A 24060-nucleotide genomic window follows, 5' to 3' on the forward strand; every position below is an offset into this window, starting at 1 on the left:
CTCGGAAGTTAGCAGTGCCCACTTGCCGGTCGGGGGGTGGAAACCCCTCGACTTGCCGGGTCTTTGCCTAAGCGTCGGCGGCCGGCGGGAGGGGCACCGGCGGCACCTGCGGCGTGGGCGGCAACACCGGCACCGGCGGTACGGCCGGCGGCAACGGCCGGTCGTCGTCCTCGGGTTCGGCGGGCCGCGCTGCGACCGGCTGCGCCGGCACGGCCCGGGCGGCCGGGTCGCGCGGCGCCGAACCGGGGGCGCCGGCCGGGAAGTTCTCGAAGAAGCGCAACATCTCGACCGGGAACGGCATCACCAGTGTCGAGTTCTTCTCGGCGGCCACCTCGACCACCGTCTGCAGCAGGCGCAGTTGCAGCGCGGCCGGCGAATTGGACATCTCGTCCGCCGCGGCGGCCAGCTTCTTGGATGCCTGGAACTCGCCGTCGGCGGTGATGATCCGCGAGCGCCGCTCGCGTTCGGCCTCCGCCTGGCGCGACATCGAACGTTTCATCGACTCGGGCAACTGCACGTCCTTGAGTTCCACCCGGTCGATCTCCACACCCCAGCCGACCGCCGGACTGTCGATCATCAGCGCCAGCCCTCGGTGCAACTCCTCGCGGTTGGACAGCAGATCGTCCAGATCGCTCTTGCCGATGATGGAGCGCAGCGAGGTCTGCGCGACCTGCTCGATCGCGAACACGTGGTTCTGCACCTCGACGATGGCCCGGGACGGATCGTGCACCCGGAAGTAGACGACCGCGTCCACCCGCACCGTCACATTGTCCCGGGTGATGCCCTCCTGCGCCGGGATCGGCATGGTGATGATCTGGACGTTGACCTTCTTCATGCGATCCAGGAACGGGATGATCACGTGGAACCCGGGCTGTCGCACCCGCTGCCGGACCCGGCCGAGCCGGAACACCACCCCGCGCTCGTACTGCTGTACCACCCGAGCGCCCTTGGCCACGATGATCAGCGCGGCGACCACGATCCCGATGCCCAAACCCACGGCGATGTTCATCTTTCGATGCTAGGAACCAGGCGGGCGAAATGGACGGGGGAATTCCCTACGAACGGCCGATTCGGCGTCAAGAATCGGTCATGTGACGACTCGTCAGGTCACCCGGCCGGTGCCGCCCGGCCGACCGGACCCGGCCGGCCACACCGCCGCCGCGGCGAACCGGCGTTCTTGTAGCTTGGACGGGCAGCCGGCCGCAGATCGCTTCGCGAGGAGTGCACCACCATGACGATGTTCGCCTCGCCCGAGGACGCCCGTACCCGGCTCTCCGCCGTCGACTACCTCACCGACCCCGCCATCGCCACCGCCGTGTTCCTGGCCGACGCGCTGGGCAAGCCGCTGCTGATCGAGGGCCCGGCGGGAGTCGGCAAGACCGAGCTGGCCAAGGCGGTCGCGGCGGCCACGTCCGCCGAGCTGATCCGGCTCCAGTGCTACGAGGGCCTGGACGAGTCCCGGGCGCTCTACGAGTGGGACTACCGCAAACAACTCCTGCGCATCCAGGCCGGCGTGGACGGGTGGGACGAGGCCCGCGCGGGGATCTTCGCCGAGGAGTTCCTGCTCGCCCGGCCGCTGCTGACGGCGATCCGCCGGGACGAGCCGACGGTGCTGCTGATCGACGAGACGGACAAGGCGGACGTCGAGGTCGAGGGGCTGCTCCTGGAAGTGCTCTCCGACTTCCAGGTCACCATTCCCGAACTGGGCACCATCACCGCCTCCCGCCGCCCGTTCGTGGTGCTCACCTCGAATGCCACGCGCGAGCTGAGCGAGGCGCTCAAGCGGCGCTGCCTCTACCTCTACATCGACTACCCCACGCCCGAGCGCGAGCGCGACATCGTGCTCACCCGGGTGCCCGGGATCCGCGCGCAACTCGCCGAGCAGGTCGTGCGTACCGTTGCGTCGTTGCGCGCGTTGGAGCTGAAGAAGGCACCGTCGATCGCGGAGACCCTGGACTGGGCCCGCACCCTGATCGCCCTGGAGGCCGACACGCTGGACGAGGAGGCGATCGCGCGCACCCTCGGGGTGGTGCTCAAGCACGCCGCCGACCATACCCGCGCCGCCAAGGAGCTCGGCCTGCCCGGGATCGGCGGCTGAGCGCGGATGTCCCTCCTCGACCGACACACCGGCTTCGTCCGGGCGCTGCGCCACGGCGGCCTGCCGGTGTCGCTCGCCGAAGGGCTGGACGCGGCCCGCGCGTTGACCGTGCTCGACCTGGCGGATCGGGAGACGTTGCGGGCCGCCTACGCCGCGTCGCTGGTCAAGCGGCACACCCACCGGCCGGTCTTCGACACCCTGTTCGAGTTGTGGTTCCCGGTGGGCGTGGGGGCGGACCCGGATCGGCCGGGGGACGAGGGCGAGGGCGCATCGGGGCGGGTCGAGGCCGCATCCGAGGCGGCGAGCGGAGTGGACGCCGCCGCCGAGGCCGCCGAGGCGTTCCGCGATCGGCTGCGCGAACTGCTGCTCGGGGAGGACGACATCGCGCTGCGCCGGTTGGCCCGGGAGGCGGTCGGCCGGTTCGGCGCCTTCGACGGACCCTCGGGGTCGTCGTGGTCCGCCCACCTGGTCGGCCGCGCGCTCGACCCCCGGACGCTGATGGCCGGCCTGCTGCGCGCGGTGCTCGGCGGCCAACTCCCGGGCGGGGTCGCCGAACGCAACGCCCGCCGGATGATCCAGGCGCGGGTGGACCGGCTCGACGAGCACATCGTCGCCGACGTGCGTCGGCGGCTGGCCGAGGAACGCGGCGTGCAGCGGGTGGCCGAGACGGCGGTCAAGCCGGCCGTGGAGAACCTGGACATCCTGCGCGCGAGCCGGGCCGACCTGATCGCGCTGCGCCGCGAGGTGCAACCGCTGGCCCAGCGGCTGGCCACCCGGCTGACCATCCGGCAACGCGCGGGCCGACACGGCCGGTTGGACTTCCGCCGCACGGTGCGCGCGTCGTTGTCCACCGGCGGGGTGCCGCTGACCACCCGGCATCGCCCGCGCCGCCCGCACAAGCCCGAACTGGTGGTGTTGTGCGACGCGAGCGAATCGGTCGCCTCGTTCGCCCACTTCACCCTGCTGCTGGCCTACGCACTGCGCGAACAGTTCGCCCGGGTCCGGGTGTTCGCGTTCATCGACACCGTGGACGAGGTCACCCGGTTCTTCGAACGGCCGGGCGGGGACGTCACTGACGCGATGCGCCGGCTGACCGCCGAGGCGAACCTGGTGCGGCTCGGCGGACACAGCGACTACGGCCATGCGTTCGAGGTCTTCGCGCAGCGCTACGGCGAGGTGATCGGCCCCAAGTCCTCGCTGCTGATCCTGGGCGACGCGCGCAACAACTACCAGGACCCGGCGCTCGCCGCACTGGCCGCGATGGTGGCCCCGGCCCGGCACGCGTGGTGGCTCAATCCGGAGCCGGAGCGGGACTGGGACACCGGGGATTCGATCGCCTCGGTCTACGGCCGGCGGCTGCCCATGATCGAGTGCCGCAATCTGGCGCAATTGGGCCGTTTCATCGGCGGGTTGACCTGACCCGGCGTCCGAATCCGGCAATGCTCGACGGCATGGACGCACACCGGATCGCCGTGGACTACTGGGACAACGCCTACGCGGACGGGATGTACGCGGACGCCGCGCCCGACCCGTTCGTGGACCGGATCCTCGCGGTGGTCGCGCCCGGCACCTCGGGCGTCGAGATCGGCTGCGGCAACGGGCGCAACCTGATCCCGCTGCACCGCGCCGGGCTGGACCTGATCGGGGTCGACCCCTCCCGTACCGCACTGCGCCAACTGGCGGGCCGCGAACCGGGGTTGACCCTGGTCCACGGCACCCAGGACGACCTGCCGGCGGGCCGCCGCTACGACCTGGTGATCGGCATCCAGGTGCACCAGCACGGCACCCGCGCCGCCGCCCGCGCACTGCTGCGCGGCTCGCTGGCCCTGGTCGCCCCGGGCGGGCTGTTCGCGCTGCGCACGGCCTCCGCCGAGACCGAGGCGGTCGAGGCGCACGAGGTGTTGGACACGACGGCGGACGGCGGCCATACCTACCGCTACCTGGCGGGCTTCAAGGCCGGCCTCACCGTGCACTACTACGGCCGCCGCGAACTGGAGGACCTGCTGGCCGAGTTCGAACCGGTCCGGCCGCTGTGCGCGGAGTACTCGGACCGCCGCGAGCTGCCGGCGGGCCGCTGGGCGCACTGGGAGGCGATCGTCCGCCGACCGGGGTGCGGCCGGGGTGAACGTCGCCGGGCGCGGCACTAGGCTTCGACGTCGGCCGCCTGACCACCCGTCATCCGCAGCAGCTCATCGTAGGTCGTGGGAAACATGTGGTTGTGATCCCCGGCCCCGGCCCAGACCACCTCATGCTTGGCCAGCCAGGTGTCCACGAGCGTGCGAATCGGGTACGGGTGCCCGACCGGCGCGACGCCGCCCACCTCCTGGCCGGTCGCGGCGAGCACGAAGGCCGGATCGGCCCGGCGCAGCTTGCGGATGCCGAGCAGCCGGGACACCACGCGGGTGTCGACCCGATGTGCCCCACTGGTGAGCACCAGCAGCGGTTGGCCGTCGGCGGAGAACACCAGGCTGTTCGCGATCGCGCCCACCTCGCAGCCCAATACCTCGGCAGCGGCTGCCGCGGTCGGCACCGTTTCGGTGAAGTTCCGGATCCCACCCTGGGCTTCCAGCGCGCGCAGCGCCTCGGCGACCTTCTCGACCGGCGTGTTCATGGAGTGAGGGTAGTACGCACGCGGTGCTACCTTGACCGGCCATGACAGCAAATCGTCGGGTGCTCCTGATCAGTGGTTCGCTTCGGGCCGAGTCCACGAATTCCGCGGTGGTGCGCACGGCGCAGGCGATCGCCCCGGACGGGGTGGACCCGGTGGTCTTCGCCGGGCTGGGCGCACTGCCGCACTTCAACCCGGACGACGACCGGGAGCCGCTGCCGCCGGCCGTGCTCGAACTGCGGGCCGCGATCGAGGCCGCCGACGCGGTGTTGTTCTCCACCCCCGAGTACGCCGGCGCGCTGCCCGGGTCGTTCAAGAACCTCCTGGACTGGACCGTCGGCGGCGTGGAGACCAGCGAGAAGCCGGTCGCCTGGATCAACGCCTCCGCCAACCCCGGCGGCGCGGCCAAGGCACACGAGTCGCTGCGCACGGTCCTGGGCTACACCGGCGCGGAGGTCGTCGACTCGGCCTGCGTGCGCCTGGGCGTGACCCGCGACGCCATCGACGGCAACGGCCTGATCACCGACCCGGCCATCCGCGAGGGCATCGCGGCGGTCCTCACCACCCTCGCCGAGGCAGGCCGCCTGGCGCGCGCCTGAGCACCCGCCGCGTGCGCGGGTCGGGATGGCTTGCCGGCCGCTCCGCTGTCGGCGAGGGCATTGCCGCAGTGCGCACGGCAGTTGCCGGGGTGGGCCACCGGCGCATGTCTGAGCTCCGCCGCCCGGGCCGGTGCGGGTGGCTTGATCGTTGCGCCGACGTCCGCAGGGGCATCGTGCTGCTCTTCGTGCTTATCGAGGCCGGTCGCCTGCCCGCGCCCGACTCCGATGCCCGCGCGGGGCCGGGCCGCGCGATCGCGGACCCGGTAGTGGGCGCGGGCATCGCTGGAGTGCGCGCGACGTTGGCCGAAGTCGACCGGCCCGCGCCCGAGCGTTTGCGCCGCGCTTGCGACGCTCGTTCGAGCCGGCCGGTCCGTCGTGCCCGAGGGCCCGTGCTCGGCCGCCGGCCGGGCGCCCGGGATTGGGCTGATTGATCGTCAGCAAGCGTCTCCCGTAAGGGTGATCCGTCGCTCTATGCTGACCCCGCCATCGAGACGGGGGTTGCGCGTGCCGGTGATCGTGATCGCTCTGGGGATCGTCTTTCTGGTCGACATCCTGCGCGTGTGGCTGCCGTCGCTGATCACCGTGTACGGGGACGCCGGCGACACGCCCGCCGCCGAGCTCGGCCTGTTCGCCGTCGTGTGGTTCGCGCTCGCGTTCGCGGTGGTGCCGCTGTGTCGGCGGGTCGGCGGCCGGCCGGTCGCGGTCCTGGCCGGGGTGGCCATGGTGATGTTGCGGCTGTGGCTCCAGTTCACCGACGGCGGCGACCGGCAGCTCTACCTGTCCTGCGTGGCACTGGTCGCCGCGCTGTGCTGGCTGGTCGCGATCGCGCACACCGGCTGGGCTGCGGGCGTCGGCGTGCCGGCCGGGCTCGCCGCGGCCGTCGCGCTGCACGCCGGGCTCGGCACGCTGGACCCGATGTGGCTGGCGGCGTGGCGCGGCTGGGCCGTACTGGGCACGCTCGCGGTGTTGTTCGTCGCCGCGCAGGTCTGGCTCCAGGCGCCCGAAGTACCCGCGCCCCGGCCGGTGTTGTGGGCCGTACTCGGCCCCGCGCTCTACCTCACCTGCGTACTGTTCGGCAACGTCGGCGTCGCGCACGCCGCGGCCGGCGAACCGCGCTGGGGCGTACCGGTGTTGGTCGCCGCCTGGGCCCTCGCGGTGCCGGTGTCCCGGCTGCGCGGAGTGTGGGTCCTGCCGCTCGGGCTGCTGTCGCTCGTGGTCGGCGTGCTCGGCGCCGGCTACCTGGAGAGCGGCGCCCACGATGGGATCGTCGGCCTGGCCCCCGCCGGCGCGGCCGGTTTCCAGGCGCTCGGCGCGCTGGGCGTGGGCCTGGTCCTGGGCGACGCCGCCGGGCGCCCCCGAGCCGTCGTGCGGTGGGCGCCGGCCTGGACCATGGTCGGCTTCTTCGCGCTGACCTTCCTGCACTACGCCCGCTACGACGTCGAGATCGGCGTACTGGCTCGCGGCCGGGTGTTGCTCCTGGGCGTCCTGGCCCTGGCGGTGCCCGCCGGCCTGGCCGCCGTCCGCGACCGACGCGCCCGCGTCCGCACCGAGCCGGAGACCGCGCCCGCCGCGCCGACCCGCGCTCGCACCGTGGCACACGGCGGCGCCCGCGGCGCGGCCCGCGCCGATGTCGCGATCGGCGGCCGGACCCGGGCCGCCCGGACCACACCGCGCCCCGGGCAGCGCGCCGGCGCCCGCCCCGCCGCCCGACCCGCCGGCGCCCGTGCGGGCAACCGCCCGGCCACCCCCACCGGCGCGGCCGGCCGCCGGGGCGACCGGCTCCGGGACGCCCCGCCGCCCCCGTCCCGGGCCGAGCGGCTGCACGCCCCGCTCGTGCTCGCGACCGTGTTCCCCGTACTGATCGCGCTCGCCGCCTTCGGGCTGCGCCCGGCCGCCGGCGCCGCCCCCGTGCCGGATGCGGCGGCCGGGACGCTGCGCGTGGTGACGTACAACATCCGGATGGGCTACGGCCTCGACGGCCGGTTCGACCCGGACCGGACGGCGGACACGATCCGCGCGCTGAAGCCGGACGTGGTGTTGCTGAACGAGGTGGACCGGGCCTGGTTCCTCAACGGCGGGCACGACGTGCTGACCCTGCTCGCCCGACGCCTGGACCTGCCCTACCGGTTTGCGCCGGCCGCCGATCCGCAGTGGGGCGACGCGGTGCTCACCCGCAAGCCGATCCGGCACCTGGAGTCGATCAAGCTGCCCGCCGGCGGCGCGCCGACCGGTGCGCAGGCGCTCGGCGTGGTGATCGAGGCGGCGCCCGGCAAGCGGGTCGGCTTCGTGGCCACCCACCTGCAGGACGTGGCCGACAAGGTGCCGCAGGCCCAGGCCGAGCGGGCCGCCGCGTTCGCCGCCCGACTCGGCGAGTCGGTGCCGGTGGCGGTGCTCGGCGACCTCAACGCCGCCCCCGACAGCGCGCAGCTGAAGGCGTTCACCGGTCGCGGGTTGCTCGACGGGTTGGCCAGGATCCGACCGTTGCGCACCTATCCGGCGGACCGGCCGAAGCAGGAGATCGACCACGTGCTGCTCGATCCGAGGTTGCGGCTGCTCGGCGTGGACGCGCCGCGCTCGCGGGCCTCCGACCACCTGCCCGTGGCGGTGACGTTGGGCTACTGAGCGCCGGCCCGGGTCACCCGGGCGGCGGCCTTGCCGTCCGGGGATGTGGGCATCGTCCTTCGGATGTCGCCGATCGGGTGGCTCCGGAAGAAGGGTGTGGCATGTCGACCGCCGCCGCCGGGCCCGACCCGCATCGCTGGCAGGCGCTCGGCGTCTGTCTGATCGCCGGGTTCATCACCCTGCTGGACGTGTCGATCGTCAACGTCGCGCTGCCGTCCATCCGTTCGGGCCTGGGCGCGTCCGAGAGCGACATCCAGTGGGTGCTGTCCGGCTACGCACTGACCTTCGGCCTCGCCCTGGTCCCGGCCGGGCGGATCGGCGACGCGCGCGGTCGTCGGCTGATGTTCATGCTCGGGCTCGCCCTGTTCACCGCGGCCAGCGCGCTGTGCGGAGCCGCCCAGACCTCGGCGTGGCTGGTGCTGGCCCGCCTGCTCCAGGGCATCGCCGGCGGCATGCTCACCCCGCAGGTGTCCGCGCTGATCCAGCAGATGTTCTCCGGCCGCGAACGCGGGCGCGCGTTCGGCATGTTCGGCACCGTGATCGGCATCTCCACCGCCGTCGGCCCGCTGCTCGGCGGGCTGATCATCAAGGCGTTCGGTGCCGCCCAGGGGTGGCGCTGGGTGTTCTACGTCAACCTGCCGATCGGGATCGTGGCCCTGGTACTGGCCCGCCGACTGCTGCCCGGACCCGACCACGCGAACCGGGCCTGCCTGCGTGACCTGGATCCGATCGGCGTCCTTCTGCTCGGCACCGGCGTGGTGTTGGTGCTGCTCCCGCTGGTCGAGGAACGCCAGTGGCAGGGCGCCGGCAAATGGCTCCTGGTACCGCTCGCCGCGGCGTTCCTGGCGGCCTTCGTGCGCTGGGAGATCCGGCAGCTTCGGCGGGGCCGCAAACCGGTGGTCGACCTGGCCCTGTTCCGGGTCCGGTCGTACACGCTCGGCCTGTTGGTGATGTTGTTCTACTTCGCCGGATTCACCTCGATCTTCTTTGTGTTCACCCTCTACCTCCAGTCCGGACTCGGGTACAGCGCGCTGCTCGCGGGCCTGGCGATCACCCCGTTCGCGGTCGGCTCGGCGGTCGGCGCGTCGATCGGCGGACACCTGGTGAACCGGTTCGGACACGCCCTGGTGACCAGTGGCCTGCTGCTGGTCGCGGTCGGCCTGGCCGGCGCGATCGTGGCGGTCGACGCGGTGCCGGGGTACGGCGTCGGGTGGGTCCTGGTGGCGCCGCTGGCGGCGGCGGGCCTGGGCAGCGGCCTGGTGATCTCGCCCAACCAGACGCTGACCCTGGCCGAGGTGCCGCCCGCGCAGGGCGGCAGCGCGGGCGGGGTGTTGCAGACCGGGCAGCGGATCGGCTCGGCGATGGGCATCGCCGCGGTCGGTTCGATCTTCTTCTCCCGGCTGGCCGCCGACCACGGGCGGGACTGGGCCGGCCCGTTGCGACAGGGTCTGGTGGTGTCGGTCGCATTCGTGCTGGCCGCCTTCACGGTCGCGTTCGTGGATCTGCGCAGGGGTCGGCCGGTCGGTCGGTAGCGTTCGGGTATGACTTTCGACATCCACGCGGCGCTGCCCACGGCGCTCGCGGACCGGGCCGGGGCCTGGGAGTTCATCCGCGCGTTCGCCGCCGACCGATCCCGGGCGATCGGCGATGCCGACGGGTACGACGCGGCGGAACTGGACGCGAGCGCGGCCCGGCTCGGCGTCGAGCTGCCGGCCGCACTTCGCGAGCTGTACCGACTCCTGGGCCGGCGCGAGGACCTGACCAGCAATCACGACGTACTGCTGCCGCCGGACAAGCTCTACGTCGAGGACGACGTACTGGTCTTCCGCGAGGAGAACCAGGGCGTCGCGTGGTGGGGGGTGCGGCTGGGCGGCGAGGATCCGGCCGTGGTGGTGAGCTACAGCCCGGCCACGCCGACCGCCGAACACTGGACGGCCTGGCTGCCCAAGTTGTCCCTCGCGGCCGTGGAGATGGTGCTGTCCGAGACGGTGCTGTTCGACGACAAGCTGATGGAGGCGCAGGACCTCGACCCCGAGGATCTCGACGAACTCCCGGAGGAGATGGCCGAGTTGGCCTTCCCCGGCTACCCGGAGAGCGAGCCTCCGGGGGAGCGGGTGCGCTGGTTCGCGGGGCCGAACCTGCTGGGCCGCTACGACGGCGGGATGATGCTGATCCGGGCGCGCACCGAGGAACATCTGGAGCTCTTCTTCGACGCGGTCTGCGGTCCCGACGAGGACGAGGACGAGGCGGCGGAAGAGGCGTAGCCGTCCCGGCGCGGTGCGGCCCGGTGTCCCCCACGTGGGGGACACCGGGCCGCGGTCGTTGCGTGTGCCTTACCGGGCCGCGGCGCTCGACCACCCGGACCGGGCGCCCCGGCCGCACGACCGCACGCTCTGGTCAACCGCTTTCGTCGGGGAGCACCATGCCACCTTGACGACCGCGCGTCACCGCGCACTGGGGGTCACCGTGTCGAACGACTCGCTCAGCCACCACGATCCGCACCGACACCTGCTGCTTGTGCTCAACGGACCGTACGGAGTCGGGAAGCGCGCGGTCGCCGCCGCGCTCGTCCGGCACCTGCGCGACGCCACCGTCCTGGACCCGGAATCGATCGACGGACCTGCGCCCGAGCGGGCCTGCGACACCACCGGAGACCACCCGCCGACGGAGCCGAACAACCACACACCGGGGACGACCGACAACAAGGCACCCGAAGCCGCCGCACCCGACAAGTACGCGTCGCCCGAGGCGACTTCGACGAATCACCGGGCCCCGGGTGGGACGCACACCCAAGCCCCCGACCGGACGAACCACAAGGCGCCGGACGGTACGAACCACAAGGCGCCGGACGGTACGAACCACCAGGTGCCGGACGGTACGAACCACCAGGCGCCGGGCGGGGCGAACGACCAGGCGCCGGCCGGTACGAACCACCAACTCCCCGGCGAGACCAATCACAAGGCGCCGGGCGAGACCAACCACCAACTCCCCGGCGAGACCAACCACCAAGCCCCCGGCGAGACCAACCACAAAGCGCCGGACCCGACCAACCACCACCACGTCCCCGGCCACCACCACATCCCCGGCCGCCGCCACCGGATCGGGCGCGAGGCCGGGCGCCGGGACCTGTCCGCCAAGGTCCGCGACCGGCGAGACCAGCACGACCACCCCGACCTGCCCGCCCGCCGGGCGCTGATCGCCGATGCCGCCGCCGCAGAGCGTGCGCGGCGGCCCGGGCCGATCCTGTTGCCCGCCACGCTCCTCGACCGAGCCCACTGCGCCGCCCTCCTGGACCTGCTCGTGGACCGGGGCTTCGACGTACGCCACGTAACGCTGCACCTTGACCCGGACGGCCTGCGGGCCCGCGTCGGCGCGGCCGAGTCGCACCCCGCGCAGGAGCGGGAGTACGCGGCCGCCGAAGCCTGGCTGCACGCGCGCACCCTGGTCGTGGACACCACCGCGACCTCGCCCGACACCATCGCGGTCGGCCTCGCCGAGGCCCTGCTCGCCGGATCGTTGCCCGCCCACCGGCCGAGCCGGAGCCGGGCCGATACGCGGCGTCCCGCCGGGGTCGAGGACGTGACCGTGCTCGGGTCGGACGTGCTGAACAGCCAGGCAGCAGCCGTGTACCGTGCGGCAAACCGTATCAATTCGGCACAATTGGCCAGATTAAGGGATATTCGCCGTCGGAATGGGTAGCCGGCGCCCCGATCTCGTGCGACAGTTCGAACAGTGCGCCGCCGCTGATCATCGGATTCCCCAATCCGGGTAGCGGATCGCGCCGCGTGTGTCCATGGTGCTCGACCCCCTCACCAGGGAGGTGGAGCCGCCCCCCAGTCGGGGGGCTTGTCGGCTCGTCCCCGGGACGGGCGGTCAATAGCGTCGAGACGGCGCCAAGCCACTGCGCTCGAACGACCGCCCACCACCGAGATTCGGGGACGCCCCATGACCTTGACCGCACCGACCCTGGACGTCGCGGAGATATCCGCCGAGCGTCGAGGCAGCGACTTCGCGCCGCTCCTTGCCGAGCTCAAGTCGGCCGGGCTGCTGGAGCGGCGCACCGCGTGGTACGCCCGGATGATCGGCCTGAACCTGGTCCTGCTGCTCGGTTCCTGGGCCGCGGTCGTGTGGGTCGGCGACTCGTGGTGGCAGCTCGCCCTGGCCATCCCGGTAGCGCTGTTCACCACCCGCGCGTCCTTCGTCGGGCACGACGCCGGTCACCAGCAGATCGCCCGCCGGGCCGGCGCCCACCGGGCGATCGCCCTGCTGCACGGCAACCTGCTGATGGGGATGAGCTGCGGCTGGTGGAACGCCAAGCACAACAAGCACCACGCCAACCCGAACCACCGCGAGAAGGACCCGGACGTCTCGGTCGGCGTGCTGGTCTGGGACGCCGACCAGACGGCCAGCCGCACCGGCCTGATGGGCTGGCTGACTCGGCATCAGGCCCGGTTGTTCTTCCCGCTGTTGCTGCTCGAAGGGCTCAACCTCAAGGTGCACGGCCTGCTGGCGCTCAAGGACCGGACCCCGCGCGAGCGGCTGGTCGAGGGCTCGGTGCTGGCCGTGCACTACGCCGTCTACATCTCGGTCCTGGCGATCGCGATGTCCCCGCTGAAGGCGCTGGCCTTCGTACTGCTCAGCCACGCGCTGCTCGGGCTGCACCTGGGCATGGCGTTCGCGCCCAACCACAAGGGCATGCCGATGCCGGAGCCCGGCGTCAAGTGGGACCACCTGCGGCGCCAGGTGCTCACCTCGCGCAACGTCAAGGGCGGCCCGGTCACCGACTGGATGCTCGGCGGCCTCAACTACCAGATCGAGCACCACCTGGTGCCGAACCTGCCGCGGGTGAACCTGCGCCGCGCCCAGCCGATCGTGCGCGCGCACTGCGCCCGACTCGAGGTGGCCTACCTGGAGACGAGCCTGGTCGGCTCCTACCGCCAGGCACTCGGCCACATGCACGACGTGGGTGCCCCGCTGCGCGCCGAGCGGGCCGGCGAGGGTACGGACACGTCGGCAAAGGTGCGGGCAAAGGTGCCCGCAAACGATTGATGTGCTGTACATCTATCCCTAGGGTGGGGCGGACCATCCCCGTCCCCACCCAGGAGCGCGTCCTTGACCGGCCCCGCCACATCCCCGCAGGACGCGCGGCAGCGCTTCCTGGTACCGGTCCTCGGCGCCTGCGGCATCGTCGCCGCGCTCATGCAGACCGTGGTCGTCCCGCTGCTGCCGGATCTGCCCGCGCTGACCGGTAGTTCGGCCTCCACGGTCAGCTGGACGCTGACCGCGACCCTGCTCAGCGGCGCGGTGTGCACCCCGCTGCTCGGTCGGGCCGGCGACATGTTCGGCAAGAAGCGCATGTTGGTCGTGGCGATGAGCGTGTTGTCCGTCGGCTCGGTGATGTGCGCGCTCACCTCGGACATCGGCGTACTGATCGTCGGCCGCACGCTCCAGGGGATGGCTACCGCCGTGGTCCCGCTGGGGATCAGCATCCTGCGCGACGAACTGCCGCCGGCCAAGGTCGGCGGCGGGGTCGCGATGATGAGCTCGACGCTCGGCATCGGCGCCGCGGTCGGCCTGCCGCTCGCCGGTCTGGTGGTCGACCACGCCGACTGGCACGCGATGTTCTGGGGCGCCACGGTGCTCGCCCTGGTGGTCCTCACGCTGATCGTCCTGGTGGTCCGCGAATCGCCGGTACGCAACCCCGGCCGGTTCGACGTGATCGGCTCGCTCGGCCTGGCCGCCTTCCTGGTCTGCCTGCTGCTCGCGGTCTCCAAGGGCACCGCGTGGGGCTGGACCGGTACCCGCACCCTGGGCCTGCTCGGCGCGGCGGCGCTGATCCTGCTCGGCTGGGGAGCGCACCAGTGGCGGGCGAGCACCCCGCTGGTCGACCTGCGGGTGACCGCGCGCCCGGCGGTATTGCTCCCCAACATCGCCGCGCTGTTCATCGGCTTCTCGTTCTACGCCAACAGCCTGTCCACCGCACAGCTGGTCCAGACACCGACCGAGAGCGGCTACGGGCTCGGCGTCTCGGTCGCGGTCGGCGGCCTGTGTCTGCTGCCCGGCGGGGTGATGATGGTCGTGCTCTCCCCGGTGTCCTCCAGGCTGACCGCCTCCCGAGGGCCCCGATTCTGTCTGGGCGTCGGCGCCGTCCTGCTCGGCCTGGGCTACCTGGTGCGGATCTTCACCAGCCACCACCTGTGGACCATCATCCTGGGCGCCACCGTGGTCGCCTCCGGTACCGCGATCTGCTACTCGGCGCTGCCGATGCTGGTCATCCGGGCCGTCCCCGCCGCGCAGACCGCCGCGGCCAACGGGATCAACGCGCTGATGCGCACGATCGGGCAGGCCGTGTGCAGCGCAGTGGTCGCGGCGGTGCTGACGTCGTACACGATGTCCGCGGGCGGCCACGAACTGCCCACGCTGCACGCCTACATGGTCGTGTTCGTGATCGCCGGTGCGGTGGCCGGCTGCGCGCTGCTCGCGTGCCTGTGCATCCCCGAGCCCCCCGGCCCGACCGCCGTACCGATCCCGGCCCAGGCCGGGGAGTCCCGGATCGCCTCGGCTAGCCGAGACCCAAGCGGTCGAACATGATCAGCCCGTCCTCGAACACGGTCAGCTCGGCGACCTTCGCGCGCTTCGCCCGGATCGCCGCGGTGAACGCCTGCTCATAGGCGAACAGCGGTACGTCCTTGGCCAGTTCGCGCTGCACCACGGCGTAGGCGGCGCGCCGGGTGCCCGCGTCGGTGGTGGCCCGGGCCTGCTCCAACGCCTGGTCCACCGCCGGGTTCTGCCAACGCATGTGGTTGTCCTGCCCCTTGGAGTGCAGGAAGTTGAACAGCACCGGCTCCGGATCGTCGAAGGACAACACGAACTCGCCCGCGTCGAACTGCCGTTGGATCTGCACCTTCTGCAGGTACTGGGTGCCCTCCAGGAACTCGGTGCGCATCGAGATGTTCTTCATCTCGGCCACCTGCGCGAGCCAATACTCGGCGGTCAGATGCGACCCGGGGCTGTTGTACGTGCTGTAGGTGAAGGTCAGCGGCTTGCCCTCGGCGGCCAGCGCGTCCAGGAGACGCTGCGCCTCGGCCCGGTTGTTCGAGGGCAGCGCCGCGTCCGGCGCGGCGAACTCGGAGCCGGGCAGCAGGAAGGTGCTCAGCGGCTTGCCGGCGTTGTCGGTGACCACGCTCGCGCGCGCCGCCGGATCCATGATCAGCGCGAACGCGCGCCGCGCGCGCGGATCGTCGAACGGCGGCCGGCTCGTATTGAACAGCGTCATGAAGCCGCCGTTCTTGGCCTCGGTGGCCACCGGCAGCCCGGCCTTGCGCGCCTCGCCCATCAGCTTGGCCTGCGCCGTGGTCAACAGCTGGGCCTGATCGGCGTTGAGCATCGCGAGCCGCTGGTTCTGGTCGACCACCGGCTTGAGGGTCAACTCCTTCAGCGGCGGCTTCCCGCCCACCTGCCAGTAGTGCGGATTGCGGTCGAGCACCATCTGCTGGTCCCGCACCCAGCTGCGCAGCCGGTACGGCCCGGCCCCCACCGGCTTGTTGCCGAAACCCTTGGGATCGGCCCTGATCGCGGTCGGCGAACCGATGAACGCGAGGTTGTGCGCGATCACCTTGTCGAAGTGCGCGTTCGGCGCCGGCAAGGTGACCTTTACCGTCCGACTGTCGGTCACCGATATGCCGAGCCCGGCCACCACGCGCGCCTGCGCCGACTTGTTCGCCGGATCCGCGTGCCGCTCCCAATTGAATTTGACCGCCTCGGCGTCGAGCACGGTGCCGTCGGAGAACTTCAGATCGGGCCGCAGCCGCAACGTCCAGACCCGACCGCCCTCCGCCGCGGTCGCGCTCTCCGCGAGCTGGGGTCGGGCCCGGCCGGTCTTCGGGTCGATCCAGAGCAGCACGTCGAACACGGCCGCCGCCTGGGTGCCGCCGGTGATCTGGGACAGGCTCGCCACGGTCGGATCCAGGCTGCGCGCCTCCTGGGTGACCAGGACGGTCATCGCGCCCTTCGCCGAGCCGCCGTCGGCCGAGTCGGCGCCGCACGCGACGGTGGTCAGGGTCAGTCCGGTCAACGCGGCGATCAGGGCCGCCTGCCGGGGGAGCACGGATCGCACTGGTCGCTCCTCGCACGGGCCCACCCGGGGTTGGCCGGACCCTGGGTCTCCATGGACGCTGCGTCTCCACGGATCGATGAGGACCAAACCTAGAGTCACTCCTGACTCACCGTCAACAACCGTTCCATGCAGAGTGATCGGCCGGCGAGGAGGGTGCTGTGCGATGACTCGCGGGACCGTGCGGCGCAGCCGACCGCCGGCCGACTGCGGGCCGGTCGGGTGATTCGTGCGATATCCGTGGCGAATCGGGCATAGGACGGTGTGTTTGCCGAAGCCGTGAGGCCCGAACGTACGCCGGGAGACCCGCATGACGACCGCCGCCCTGACGCCGGACCTGCTCGCCGAGCTGCGCCGCCCCCGCGCGTACCCGGCGGTGTCCATGACGCTGCCCACGCACCGGCACCGCCCGGAGAACCAGCAGGACCCGATTCGGCTGCGGAACGTGCTGGCCGAGGCGGAGAAGCGGCTCGCGGCGGACCCGCAGGTGCCCCGGGAGGTGCGGATCAAGACCGCCGACCAGCTCCGGGCCGCGGCCGCCGAACTGGATCCGGAGCGCTTTCTGGACGGCCTGGTGCTCTACGCGTCGGCCGACGAACACCACGCCTTCATCGTGGAGGCGCCGGTGAGCGAGCGGGTGGTCTTCTCCACCACCTACCTCACCCGCAACCTGGTCGCCGCGGCCGAGCGGCTCACCCCCTACTGGGCGCTGGTGCTCAGCGACCAGGAGGCACGGTTGTGGCGCGGCCGGGGCGAGCATGTGTACGAGGCGCGCGGCAACGGCTTCCCGATCACCTCCGCCGGACCCGAGCCGGACGGCCAACTCCGGCGCGAGGGCGGCGGCATGGGGGTCAGCGAGGAGTTCCGGCGGCTGCTGAGCGAGGCCGACGAGAACCTGGCGCATGCGCTGGTCGGGGTCGGCCGCGAGGGCAAGGTGGTGCCGGTCGGGCTGCGTCCCCAGGTCAAGGCGTTCCGCGAGCACAGCCGCAACACCGCGCACCTGGCCGAGACCGAACTCGAGGTCGGCGGCCTGGTCGAGGCAACCCCCGCGCAGGTCGCCGAGATCCTGGCCCCCGCCCGCGCCGCGCTGGCCGCCGAGGCGACCGCCGCCGCACTGCGTGCGCTCGACGACGCGCGCAGTGCCAAGCGGCACGCGGGCGGCATCCTGGAGGTGTGGACGCCGGCCCGGGCCGGGCGCGGCGCGCTGCTCGTGGTCGAGGAGGGGTTGCGGGTCACCGGCCGACTGGTCACCGTCGAGCGGACCGGCGAGATCGTGCTCCAGGTGCTCACCGGACCGCATGCCGAGGACGCGGTGCTGGCCGGCCGCGCCGAGGACGACATCGTGGACACCGTGGTGGAGGCGGTCCTGGAGGGGGACGGCAAGGTGGTGTTCGTCCCCGACGAGACGCTCGCGGACACCGGCGGGGTCGCCCTGGCACTGCGCTACTGAGCCGCACGTTCGGGCGGTTCGGTCGACCACCCGGGTGCGCCGGCGCACCCGGGTGGCTCGGGCCAGGACATCGGTGGAACCGAAATCGGTGGATCAGTGCAGGTCGCGCTCCAGCGCCTCGAGGTCGTCCTCGTACGCGGTGCTGGTCTCGAACCGGTAGATGATGTTGCGCGGATCCGCGTCGTCGAACGGCGCGTCCAACCACTCGCCCGGCTCGGTCGGCTCGACGGCCGACACCCACAACGTCGCATCGCCCGGTTCCAGGCCCAGTTCGTCGGCGCGTTGGGCGATCTCGTCCGGATCGTAGACGTCGAAGAGCACCGCCACCGCGCTTGACGCGCTGTCCGTCCCGGTGTCGCGCGGCGAGGTCGAGGACTCCTCGGTCTCGGCGGCCTCGGCGTCGGCCCGGCGGGCGTGATCGACGAGTGCGATCAGGTCCTTGATCACATAGTCCCGACGGATCAGCACGCTGACCGCCTCGGGATTGCTCGGCCCCTCGTACTCGGTTTCCTCGCTGCTGCTCGGCACTTCGAACGGGGTGACCTCGTCGTAGGCGTCGTACAACAACTCGTCGTAGGCCTCCGCAGCGGCCGCGAGTGCGTCGTACGCGGCGAACACGGCCGGATCGCTCTCGCCCTGGCGGGCTTCGACGGCGGCCAGATGGTCGTCGATCGCCGATTTGAGAACGTCCGCGGCGGCACGGACCTGCTCTGGCGTGGGCTGCGCAACACCGGTCATGGGGTGACGTTATCCGCAAGAGCCCCACGCGCGCACAATGGTTCACTGATGGCGGAGTCGGAGGGCGACCAAAAGGCCGGTCACCGCGCCGTGGCGCGGACGCCGGGGAACGGAAACATGGCGGACTACGAGTTTCGGCAACTGGACATTCCGCGCGGCACGTCCCGCACCGACGCGTGTCGGATGCTGACCGAGTACGCGGAGTACGGGTATTGGGAGCTGGACCGTTTGTTGCTGCGCGGCGACGGGAGTCGTCGGGTGGTCCTGCGGCGGCGGATCATCCGACAGGTACGCACCATGTGACGGCTCGTCACCTCGGCGCGCCGGCCCGGCGTCCGGGGCCGACCGACGCGCAACCGGCCGGCCCGGAAGCGACCGGCCCCCAAACGCGGCCTGCCCGCCCCTGTCCTCCCAGGGGCGGGCGAGCCGGGCGAGCATTGCTCGCGTGGGTCGTGCGCTCAGTCCCGCACGGGGCGCGCGCGGCGGTAGAGCACAAAACCGCCGAGCAGCAGCGCGGCGCCGATCGGGGCCACGGTCAGGGCGTCCGAACCGGTCTTGGCGAGCGACCCGCCGCCGGTGCTGCCACCGGTCGTCCCACCGGTCGAACCGCCCGAGGTGCCGGCGGTCGTGCCGCCCGAGCTGCCGGCGTTCGAACCGCCCGAGTTGCCGCCGTTGCTACCGCCGCCGGTCGGCGGCTTGCTGGTCGGCGGCGCCGTGGTGGGGGGCTTGGTGCTCGGCGGGGGCGTGGTGGGCGGCTTCGTGCTCGGGGGGTATGTGGTCGGCGGCTTGTGCGGCGGCGTGGGGTGCGACACGTTCGCGCAGTGGTTGCCGAACGCCGGGTTCAGCGCGCCGATGACGTTCACGGTGTTGCCGCAGATGTTCACCGGGATGTTGATCGGGACCTGGATGTTGTTGCCCGACGCCACACCGGGCGAGCCGTTTGCCGCTCCCTCGGCCCCACTGCTGGCGTTGGCGACGCCGACCGCCGTGGACGCGAGTGCGCCCGTGGTGGCGATGACGACCAACAGCCCCTTCTTGGCGAGCTGGTGCATGTGTGTACCCCTGTGTCTCTCTCGCGAGGGGCGGGGGACGTTGACCCCGCACGGACGTCAACGAGAGCCGACACGGGAGGTCACCGACGTGGCGTCGATTCCCTCGTACGGCTGAGTTTCAGACTTTTGTGGAACCGCGTTCTGCCGGATTTCGATCGCTTTCGTTCCGGGCGGGCGCTCGGCTGAACAGTGCAGACCGCCGCGTTCGGCGCACGTCCGCGGGCCGGATTTTGCGCAGCGCAAAGCCCCGAGACCGTGAGGGGTCTCGGGGCCTTGCGCACGCCGACGATCGAGTGAGCCTGGATCAGGAGGCGTTGATGCAGGTGTTGCCGAACACGGGGTTCAGCACACCGATGATGTCGATGCTGTTGCCACACAGGTTGATCGGGATGTTGACCGGAACCTGGATGTTGTTGCCCGAGATCACGCCGGGGGAGCCGACGGCCGCGCCCTCCGCCTCGGAGTCCGCCATGGCGCCACTGGCGCCGGCGAGCACAAGACCACCGCCGGCCGCGACGATGACCGCGACCTTGCCCATCTTCTTCATGTTTCTTTCGTCCTCCTTGTCGACACCACGGCGCGCTTGCCCGCCGCACAAGGGGAAACGACGGGAATCGGCGGAGGCTACGCACCGGAGGGACTATTCACCCGTTCGGGCCCGCCCCCGGTGCGCGCCCCGGCTCACGCGTTGTCGAGGAAGTGATCGAGCACCCGGACACCGAACTTGAGGCCGTCCACCGGGACCCGCTCGTCGACGCCGTGGAACATGCCCGCGAAGTCGAGATCGGCCGGCAGCTTGAGCGGCGCGAACCCGAAGCAGCGAATGCCCAGATCGGCGAAGGACTTCGCGTCGGTGCCGCCGGAGAGGCAGTACGGTACCGCGCGCGCGGCCGGGTCGTGCGCGCGCAGTGCGGCCGACATGGCCTCGACGAGCGCGCCGTCGAAGCCGGTCTCCAGAGCCTGGTCGGTGTGTACCGTCTCGCGGCGCACACGCGGCCCGAGCACCGCGTCCAACTCGGCGTGGAACTCGTCCTCGAAGCCCGGCAGGAACCGGCCGTCCAGATGCGCGGTGGCCTGCCCGGGGATCACGTTGACCTTGTACCCGGCGTTCAGCATGGTCGGCTGCGCGGTGTTGCGGATGGTCGCGCCGATGATGCTCGCGATCGGGCCGAGCCGTTCGATGGTGGACTCGATGTCGTCCGGGTCCAGTTCGATGCCCAGCGCGTCGGAGACCTCGTCCAGGAACGCCCGCACGGTCTTGGTCACCCGGATCGGGAACTTGTGCCGGCCCACCCGGGCGACCGCCTCGGCCAGTTCGGTGATCGCGTTGTCCTTGGCGATCATCGAGCCGTGTCCGGCGGTGCCGTCCACGATCAACTTCATCCAGTCCATGCCCTTTTGGGCGGTCTCGACCAGATACAGCCGCAGCTCCTCGTTGACCGTGAAGGAGAAGCCGCCGACCTCGCCGATGGCCTCGGTGACCCCCTCGAACAGGTCGGCGTGGTTGTTCACCAGGTGCCGGGCGCCGAACATGCCGCCGGCCTCCTCGTCGGCGACGAACGCCAGCACGATGTCGCGCGAGGGCAGTCGGCCGGTGCGCACCCGGTCGCGCAACACCGCGAGCACCATCGCGTCCATGTCCTTCATGTCAACCGCGCCGCGCCCCCAGACGCAACCGTCCTCGACCTCGCCCGCGAACGGGTCGTGGGTCCAGTCGGCGGCGTTCGCCGGAACCACGTCGGTGTGGCCGTGGATCAGCAGGCCGGGGCGGGACCGATCGGTGCCCTCGATCCGGACCACGGTGCTGGCGCGCCCGCGCTCGGACTCGTAGATCTGCGGTTCGAGGCCGACCTCGGCCAACTTCTCGGCGACGTACTCCGCGGCGGCCCGTTCGCCGGGGCCCGAGCCGTCGCCGTAGTTGCTCGTGTCGATCCGGATCAGCTCGCGGCACAGGTCGACGACCTCGTCTTCCGCGGCGGTGGTGGGCTGGGGACGGACAGCCTCCGTCATGACGGGCTCCTCGGGGAAGGCGGAACGGCACGTGTGTACGGGTGTACCACCATCCTGCACCCGGGTGCGGGGACCGCAGCGGTCGGGCGCAGATCTGACGACCACTCAGTTGAACGAACGCACCGGCGCGGGGTGTGCGAGGAGTGTGGGGAGAACGTAGGGAGATACCTCTGACCGGCGCGAACAGGCCACTGCTACCTTCCGGATCAAGGTGAACAAGCCGAACAAAAGGACGAGTCGGGTAATCGGGAGGGACGTCACATGAACGGCACCGCGTGGGGTCTGACCGGACCCGAATTCCTCAAGCTGTACGGCGGGATCGTGCTGGGCCTGCTCGTCCTGGCCATCGTGCTGCGCATCGTGTTGTCCCGGGTGATCGGCGCCGGGGCGAACCGGGCGCAGCTGGGCCCATACGACGCCGCCTACCTGGCGGGCGGCCCGATCCGGGTCGTCGACACCGCGTTGGCCTCGTTGATCACCGAGGGATACGTACACGTACAACGGACCGGGCGGCAGCTCACCGCCGCCACCGGGAACCGGCCGGCCGACCCGGTCGCGGCGGCCGTGCTCGACTGTGTCCGGACCAGTCGGGGCAGCCGGCTCACCGTGCTGCGGGCCTGGCAGAACAGCCGCACGCTCGCCGAGATCGAGGGCAGCCTGGTCGAGCGCGGTCTGGTGTACTCCCGATTGGCCCGGCAGATCGGCAAGTTGCCGCCGCGGTTGATGTTCGTCGCCGGGGTGGTGGGCCTGGTCCGGTTCGTCAACGGGCTGGCGCATGGGCGCCCGGTCGGCTTCCTGATCCCGATGATCATCCTGACCTTCGTCTTCGCGGGCGTGGTCGGCACCGGCTTTCGGACCACCCGGGCGGGTGGTCGGGCACTGCGCGACCTGACCACGCGGCTGCGCGCGGACCGCCGCTCCGGCGCGCTGCTCGGCGCGGGCGCCGCGGGCGGCCTGTTCGCGGTCGCGTGCCTGGGCCTGGCGGCCCACCCCGACCCGGAGGCGCGCAGCGCGCTGGTCGCCTTCGGCGGCACCGCCGGCGGCAGCGGCTCGAGCAGCAGCGACAGCGGATCCAGCGGGAGCAGTTGCGGCAGTTCGAGCAGCTGCGGTGGCGGCAGCAGTTGCGGCGGTGGTGGCGGCTGCGGGGGCTGATCCCGGGTTCGTCGCGAACCGCGCAGGGCACGGAAGGGCTCCGGACTCTCGACCGAGAATCCGGAGCCCTTCCGGATGTGTTCTGCGTATGTGTTCTACCTCTCGCCGGCCGCCGACCCGGGAAGAGCCGGGCTCGAAAAGACGTTCCAGTCAGCGCCGTTCCCACCGGGTCGGGCAGCCGGCGAGCGACGCCCGCCCGAGCCGGACGGGGGGTGCGGCAACCGGACTGGAGGGAGCTGTGGTGATGAGTGTGCTCGAGGTTGCCCCGACTCGGATCGACCCGGTGCGCTGGCCCGATGTGGCAGAGGTACCGAGGCGGCCGGTGAGAGCGGCCGCGGCCCGGTTCCTGTTCGAACGGGCGGTGGCCCGGCTGCCGTTGCGGGTGTGGATCGACGGCGCGGTCTTCGGCGACGGCGGCGAGACCGCCCCCCGGATGCGGATCGTCCGGCCGGACGCCTTCTTTCGCCGGGTGGGCGCGGACGGGCTGATCGGTTTCGGCGAGGCGTATCAGGCCGGCGACTGGGAGGCGGACGATCTGACCGCCGTACTCACCGTGTTCGCGTCCCGGGTGACCACGCTGATCCCGCCCGCGCTGCAACGCCTGCGTCCGCTCGCGCTGCCTCGGATGCCGCGCTCGCAGCGCAATACGGTGGCCGGTGCCAAGCGCAACATCCACCGGCACTACGACCTGTCGAACGAGCTGTTCGCGACGTTCCTGGACGAGTCGATGGCCTATTCGTCGGCGGTGTTCGAGCAGGGCCCGGACGGCGGCCCCCGGGCCGAACAGGACGCGCTGACCGAGGCGCAACACCGCAAGATCGACCGGCTGCTCGACCTGGCCGACGTCGGCGCGGGCACCCGGGTGTTGGAAATCGGCACCGGGTGGGGCGAATTGGCCCTGCGCGCGGCCGAGCGCGGCGCGTTCGTGCACACCATCACCATCTCCGCCGAGCAGCGCGACCTGGCCGTCGAACGGATCGCCCGGGCCGGCTTCGCCGACCGGGTCACCGTCGAGCTGACCGACTACCGCCAGGTACGCGGCAGTTACGACGCGATCGTCAGCGTGGAGATGATCGAGGCGGTGGGGGAGGAGTACTGGCCGGCCTACTTCGACGTGCTCGACACCCGGCTGGCGCCCGGCGGGCGGGTCGCCCTGCAGTCGATCACCATGCCGCACGACCGGATGTTGGCGAGCCGGGCCACATACACGTGGATCCACAAGTACATCTTCCCGGGCGGCCTGATCCCCTCCGACGACGCGGTGCGCCGGGCGGCTGCGGCCACTCGGTTGCGGGTCGCGGACAGCAGGTCGTACGGCCTGCACTACGCCGAGACGTTGCGGCTGTGGCGCGAGCGGTTCAATCGACGCGCCGACGACATCGAGGCGTTGGGCTTCGACCACGTGTTCCGGCGCATGTGGAACCTGTATCTGTCCTGGTCCGAGGCGGGTTTCCGATCGGGCTACCTGGATGTGCGGCAATACCTGCTGATGGAGGCCTGACCTCGGTCGACCCGCCGACCGGGCCGGTGCGGCCCGACTCCCTCGCGTGCCCCTCGGAAGATGAGGGCTTCCCCTGAAGTGCCGGGAGGGGTCGGCGTGGTCTGCTGTTCTCGGGGG

The 24060-nt window shown here is 71.7% G+C and carries 21 protein-coding genes; 14 read left to right on the top strand and 7 right to left on the bottom strand.

Translation table 11 applies throughout. From position 1 onward, the window contains the following. Nucleotides 1-67: 67 nt before the first annotated feature. Nucleotides 68-1009, bottom strand: a complete 942-nt coding sequence (locus ABIA38_RS20570) for an SPFH domain-containing protein (RefSeq protein ID WP_424640174.1) — start codon at nucleotides 1007-1009, stop codon at nucleotides 68-70. Between the two features lie 228 nt (nucleotides 1010-1237). On the opposite strand from ABIA38_RS20570, the gene ABIA38_RS20575 reads away from it, so the two are divergent. The 3 genes from ABIA38_RS20575 to ABIA38_RS20585 are packed head-to-tail and all read left to right on the top strand — an operon-like array spanning nucleotide 1238 to nucleotide 4245. Further along, complete coding sequence (locus ABIA38_RS20575; RefSeq protein ID WP_424640335.1) at nucleotides 1238-2098, top strand: AAA family ATPase; 861 nt, start codon at nucleotides 1238-1240, stop codon at nucleotides 2096-2098. Nucleotides 2099-2104: 6 nt separating this feature from the next. Beyond that, nucleotides 2105-3517, top strand: a complete 1413-nt coding sequence (locus ABIA38_RS20580) for a vWA domain-containing protein (protein WP_424640175.1) — start codon at nucleotides 2105-2107, stop codon at nucleotides 3515-3517. Nucleotides 3518-3549: 32 nt separating this feature from the next. Beyond that, nucleotides 3550-4245: a class I SAM-dependent methyltransferase gene (locus ABIA38_RS20585; protein WP_424640176.1), complete on the top strand. Its 696-nt coding sequence runs from the start codon at nucleotides 3550-3552 to the stop codon at nucleotides 4243-4245. Here ABIA38_RS20585 and ABIA38_RS20590 read toward each other — a convergent pair. Beyond that, the gene (locus ABIA38_RS20590; RefSeq protein WP_424640177.1) at nucleotides 4242-4709 is read right to left on the bottom strand and encodes a YbaK/EbsC family protein; all 468 of its coding nucleotides are present in this window, start codon (nucleotides 4707-4709) and stop codon (nucleotides 4242-4244) included. The genes ABIA38_RS20585 and ABIA38_RS20590 overlap by 4 nt on opposite strands. Before the next feature lie 41 nt (nucleotides 4710-4750). Between ABIA38_RS20590 and ABIA38_RS20595 the strand changes: the two genes are divergently transcribed. The 7 genes from ABIA38_RS20595 (at nucleotide 4751) to ABIA38_RS20625 (ending at nucleotide 14518) form a co-directional block, all read left to right on the top strand. After that, a complete protein-coding gene (locus ABIA38_RS20595; protein WP_424640178.1) occupies nucleotides 4751-5305 on the top strand; it encodes an NADPH-dependent FMN reductase in 555 nt (184 codons plus the stop codon). A gap of 510 nt (nucleotides 5306-5815) precedes the next feature. Next, complete coding sequence (locus ABIA38_RS20600) at nucleotides 5816-7927, top strand: endonuclease/exonuclease/phosphatase family protein (RefSeq protein WP_424640179.1); 2112 nt, start codon at nucleotides 5816-5818, stop codon at nucleotides 7925-7927. A gap of 101 nt (nucleotides 7928-8028) precedes the next feature. After that, a complete protein-coding gene (locus tag ABIA38_RS20605) occupies nucleotides 8029-9459 on the top strand; it encodes an MFS transporter (protein ID WP_424640180.1) in 1431 nt (476 codons plus the stop codon). 9 nt (nucleotides 9460-9468) lie between these two features. Next, nucleotides 9469-10191 carry an SMI1/KNR4 family protein gene (locus ABIA38_RS20610; RefSeq protein ID WP_424640181.1) on the top strand — a complete coding sequence of 241 codons (723 nt, stop codon included), beginning with the start codon at nucleotides 9469-9471 and terminating at the stop codon, nucleotides 10189-10191. Nucleotides 10192-10357: 166 nt separating this feature from the next. Beyond that, complete coding sequence (locus ABIA38_RS20615; RefSeq protein ID WP_424640182.1) at nucleotides 10358-11626, top strand: hypothetical protein; 1269 nt, start codon at nucleotides 10358-10360, stop codon at nucleotides 11624-11626. A 246-nt stretch (nucleotides 11627-11872) separates the two neighbouring features. Next, entirely contained in the window at nucleotides 11873-12976 is a 1104-nt protein-coding gene (locus ABIA38_RS20620; RefSeq protein WP_424640183.1) for a fatty acid desaturase family protein, read from the top strand. A gap of 150 nt (nucleotides 12977-13126) precedes the next feature. Then, entirely contained in the window at nucleotides 13127-14518 is a 1392-nt protein-coding gene (locus ABIA38_RS20625) for an MFS transporter (protein ID WP_424640336.1), read from the top strand. Here the strand turns inward: ABIA38_RS20625 and ABIA38_RS20630 are convergent. After that, nucleotides 14490-16043: an ABC transporter substrate-binding protein gene (locus ABIA38_RS20630; protein WP_424640184.1), complete on the bottom strand. Its 1554-nt coding sequence runs from the start codon at nucleotides 16041-16043 to the stop codon at nucleotides 14490-14492. The genes ABIA38_RS20625 and ABIA38_RS20630 overlap by 29 nt on opposite strands. 307 nt (nucleotides 16044-16350) lie before the next feature. Here ABIA38_RS20630 and ABIA38_RS20635 point away from each other — a divergent pair, with 307 nt between their 5' ends. Beyond that, on the top strand, nucleotides 16351-17490 hold the full coding sequence (locus ABIA38_RS20635) for a hypothetical protein (RefSeq protein ID WP_424640185.1): 1140 nt from the start codon (nucleotides 16351-16353) through the stop codon (nucleotides 17488-17490). Between the two features lie 93 nt (nucleotides 17491-17583). On the opposite strand, the gene ABIA38_RS20640 is transcribed toward ABIA38_RS20635, so the two are convergent. After that, the gene (locus ABIA38_RS20640) at nucleotides 17584-18228 is read right to left on the bottom strand and encodes a hypothetical protein (protein ID WP_424640186.1); all 645 of its coding nucleotides are present in this window, start codon (nucleotides 18226-18228) and stop codon (nucleotides 17584-17586) included. Between the two features lie 117 nt (nucleotides 18229-18345). Between ABIA38_RS20640 and ABIA38_RS20645 the strand changes: the two genes are divergently transcribed. Beyond that, entirely contained in the window at nucleotides 18346-18531 is a 186-nt protein-coding gene (locus tag ABIA38_RS20645; RefSeq protein ID WP_424640187.1) for a DUF5703 family protein, read from the top strand. A gap of 155 nt (nucleotides 18532-18686) precedes the next feature. Here the strand turns inward: ABIA38_RS20645 and ABIA38_RS20650 are convergent, their stop codons facing one another. The 3 genes from ABIA38_RS20650 to ABIA38_RS20660 all read right to left on the bottom strand — a co-directional run bounded on the left by ABIA38_RS20650 (nucleotide 18687) and on the right by ABIA38_RS20660 (nucleotide 21290). Next, the gene (locus tag ABIA38_RS20650; protein WP_424640188.1) at nucleotides 18687-19280 is read right to left on the bottom strand and encodes a chaplin; all 594 of its coding nucleotides are present in this window, start codon (nucleotides 19278-19280) and stop codon (nucleotides 18687-18689) included. A gap of 304 nt (nucleotides 19281-19584) precedes the next feature. Next, complete coding sequence (locus tag ABIA38_RS20655) at nucleotides 19585-19827, bottom strand: chaplin (protein ID WP_424640189.1); 243 nt, start codon at nucleotides 19825-19827, stop codon at nucleotides 19585-19587. A 134-nt stretch (nucleotides 19828-19961) separates the two neighbouring features. Further along, nucleotides 19962-21290 (bottom strand): M20/M25/M40 family metallo-hydrolase, encoded by a 1329-nt coding sequence (locus ABIA38_RS20660; RefSeq protein ID WP_424640190.1) that lies wholly within the window; start codon nucleotides 21288-21290, stop codon nucleotides 19962-19964. 261 nt (nucleotides 21291-21551) lie between these two features. Here ABIA38_RS20660 and ABIA38_RS20665 point away from each other — a divergent pair, with 261 nt between their 5' ends. Next, nucleotides 21552-22442, top strand: coding sequence for a TIGR04222 domain-containing membrane protein (locus ABIA38_RS20665; RefSeq protein WP_424640191.1), 891 nt, complete (start codon nucleotides 21552-21554; stop codon nucleotides 22440-22442). Between the two features lie 244 nt (nucleotides 22443-22686). Further along, on the top strand, nucleotides 22687-23943 hold the full coding sequence (locus tag ABIA38_RS20670) for a class I SAM-dependent methyltransferase (RefSeq protein ID WP_424640192.1): 1257 nt from the start codon (nucleotides 22687-22689) through the stop codon (nucleotides 23941-23943). The last annotated feature ends 117 nt before the right edge of the window (nucleotides 23944-24060 follow it).

The organism is Embleya sp. AB8, from assembly GCF_049739465.1.
Taxonomy (GTDB): domain Bacteria; phylum Actinomycetota; class Actinomycetes; order Streptomycetales; family Streptomycetaceae; genus Embleya.

Coding starts and splice junctions, on each gene's coding strand:
- ABIA38_RS20635 (WP_424640185.1), top strand. CDS start 16,351: ATGACGACCGCCGCCCTGACGCCGGACCTGCTCGCCGAGCTGCGCCGC.
- ABIA38_RS20620 (WP_424640183.1), top strand. CDS start 11,873: ATGACCTTGACCGCACCGACCCTGGACGTCGCGGAGATATCCGCCGAG.
- ABIA38_RS20655 (WP_424640189.1), bottom strand. CDS start 19,827: ATGAAGAAGATGGGCAAGGTCGCGGTCATCGTCGCGGCCGGCGGTGGT.
- ABIA38_RS20595 (WP_424640178.1), top strand. CDS start 4,751: ATGACAGCAAATCGTCGGGTGCTCCTGATCAGTGGTTCGCTTCGGGCC.
- ABIA38_RS20665 (WP_424640191.1), top strand. CDS start 21,552: ATGAACGGCACCGCGTGGGGTCTGACCGGACCCGAATTCCTCAAGCTG.
- ABIA38_RS20605 (WP_424640180.1), top strand. CDS start 8,029: ATGTCGACCGCCGCCGCCGGGCCCGACCCGCATCGCTGGCAGGCGCTC.
- ABIA38_RS20585 (WP_424640176.1), top strand. CDS start 3,550: ATGGACGCACACCGGATCGCCGTGGACTACTGGGACAACGCCTACGCG.
- ABIA38_RS20645 (WP_424640187.1), top strand. CDS start 18,346: ATGGCGGACTACGAGTTTCGGCAACTGGACATTCCGCGCGGCACGTCC.
- ABIA38_RS20590 (WP_424640177.1), bottom strand. CDS start 4,709: ATGAACACGCCGGTCGAGAAGGTCGCCGAGGCGCTGCGCGCGCTGGAA.
- ABIA38_RS20575 (WP_424640335.1), top strand. CDS start 1,238: ATGTTCGCCTCGCCCGAGGACGCCCGTACCCGGCTCTCCGCCGTCGAC.
- ABIA38_RS20650 (WP_424640188.1), bottom strand. CDS start 19,280: ATGCACCAGCTCGCCAAGAAGGGGCTGTTGGTCGTCATCGCCACCACG.
- ABIA38_RS20640 (WP_424640186.1), bottom strand. CDS start 18,228: ATGACCGGTGTTGCGCAGCCCACGCCAGAGCAGGTCCGTGCCGCCGCG.
- ABIA38_RS20580 (WP_424640175.1), top strand. CDS start 2,105: ATGTCCCTCCTCGACCGACACACCGGCTTCGTCCGGGCGCTGCGCCAC.
- ABIA38_RS20570 (WP_424640174.1), bottom strand. CDS start 1,009: ATGAACATCGCCGTGGGTTTGGGCATCGGGATCGTGGTCGCCGCGCTG.
- ABIA38_RS20670 (WP_424640192.1), top strand. CDS start 22,687: ATGAGTGTGCTCGAGGTTGCCCCGACTCGGATCGACCCGGTGCGCTGG.
- ABIA38_RS20610 (WP_424640181.1), top strand. CDS start 9,469: ATGACTTTCGACATCCACGCGGCGCTGCCCACGGCGCTCGCGGACCGG.
- ABIA38_RS20660 (WP_424640190.1), bottom strand. CDS start 21,290: ATGACGGAGGCTGTCCGTCCCCAGCCCACCACCGCCGCGGAAGACGAG.
- ABIA38_RS20625 (WP_424640336.1), top strand. CDS start 13,127: ATGCAGACCGTGGTCGTCCCGCTGCTGCCGGATCTGCCCGCGCTGACC.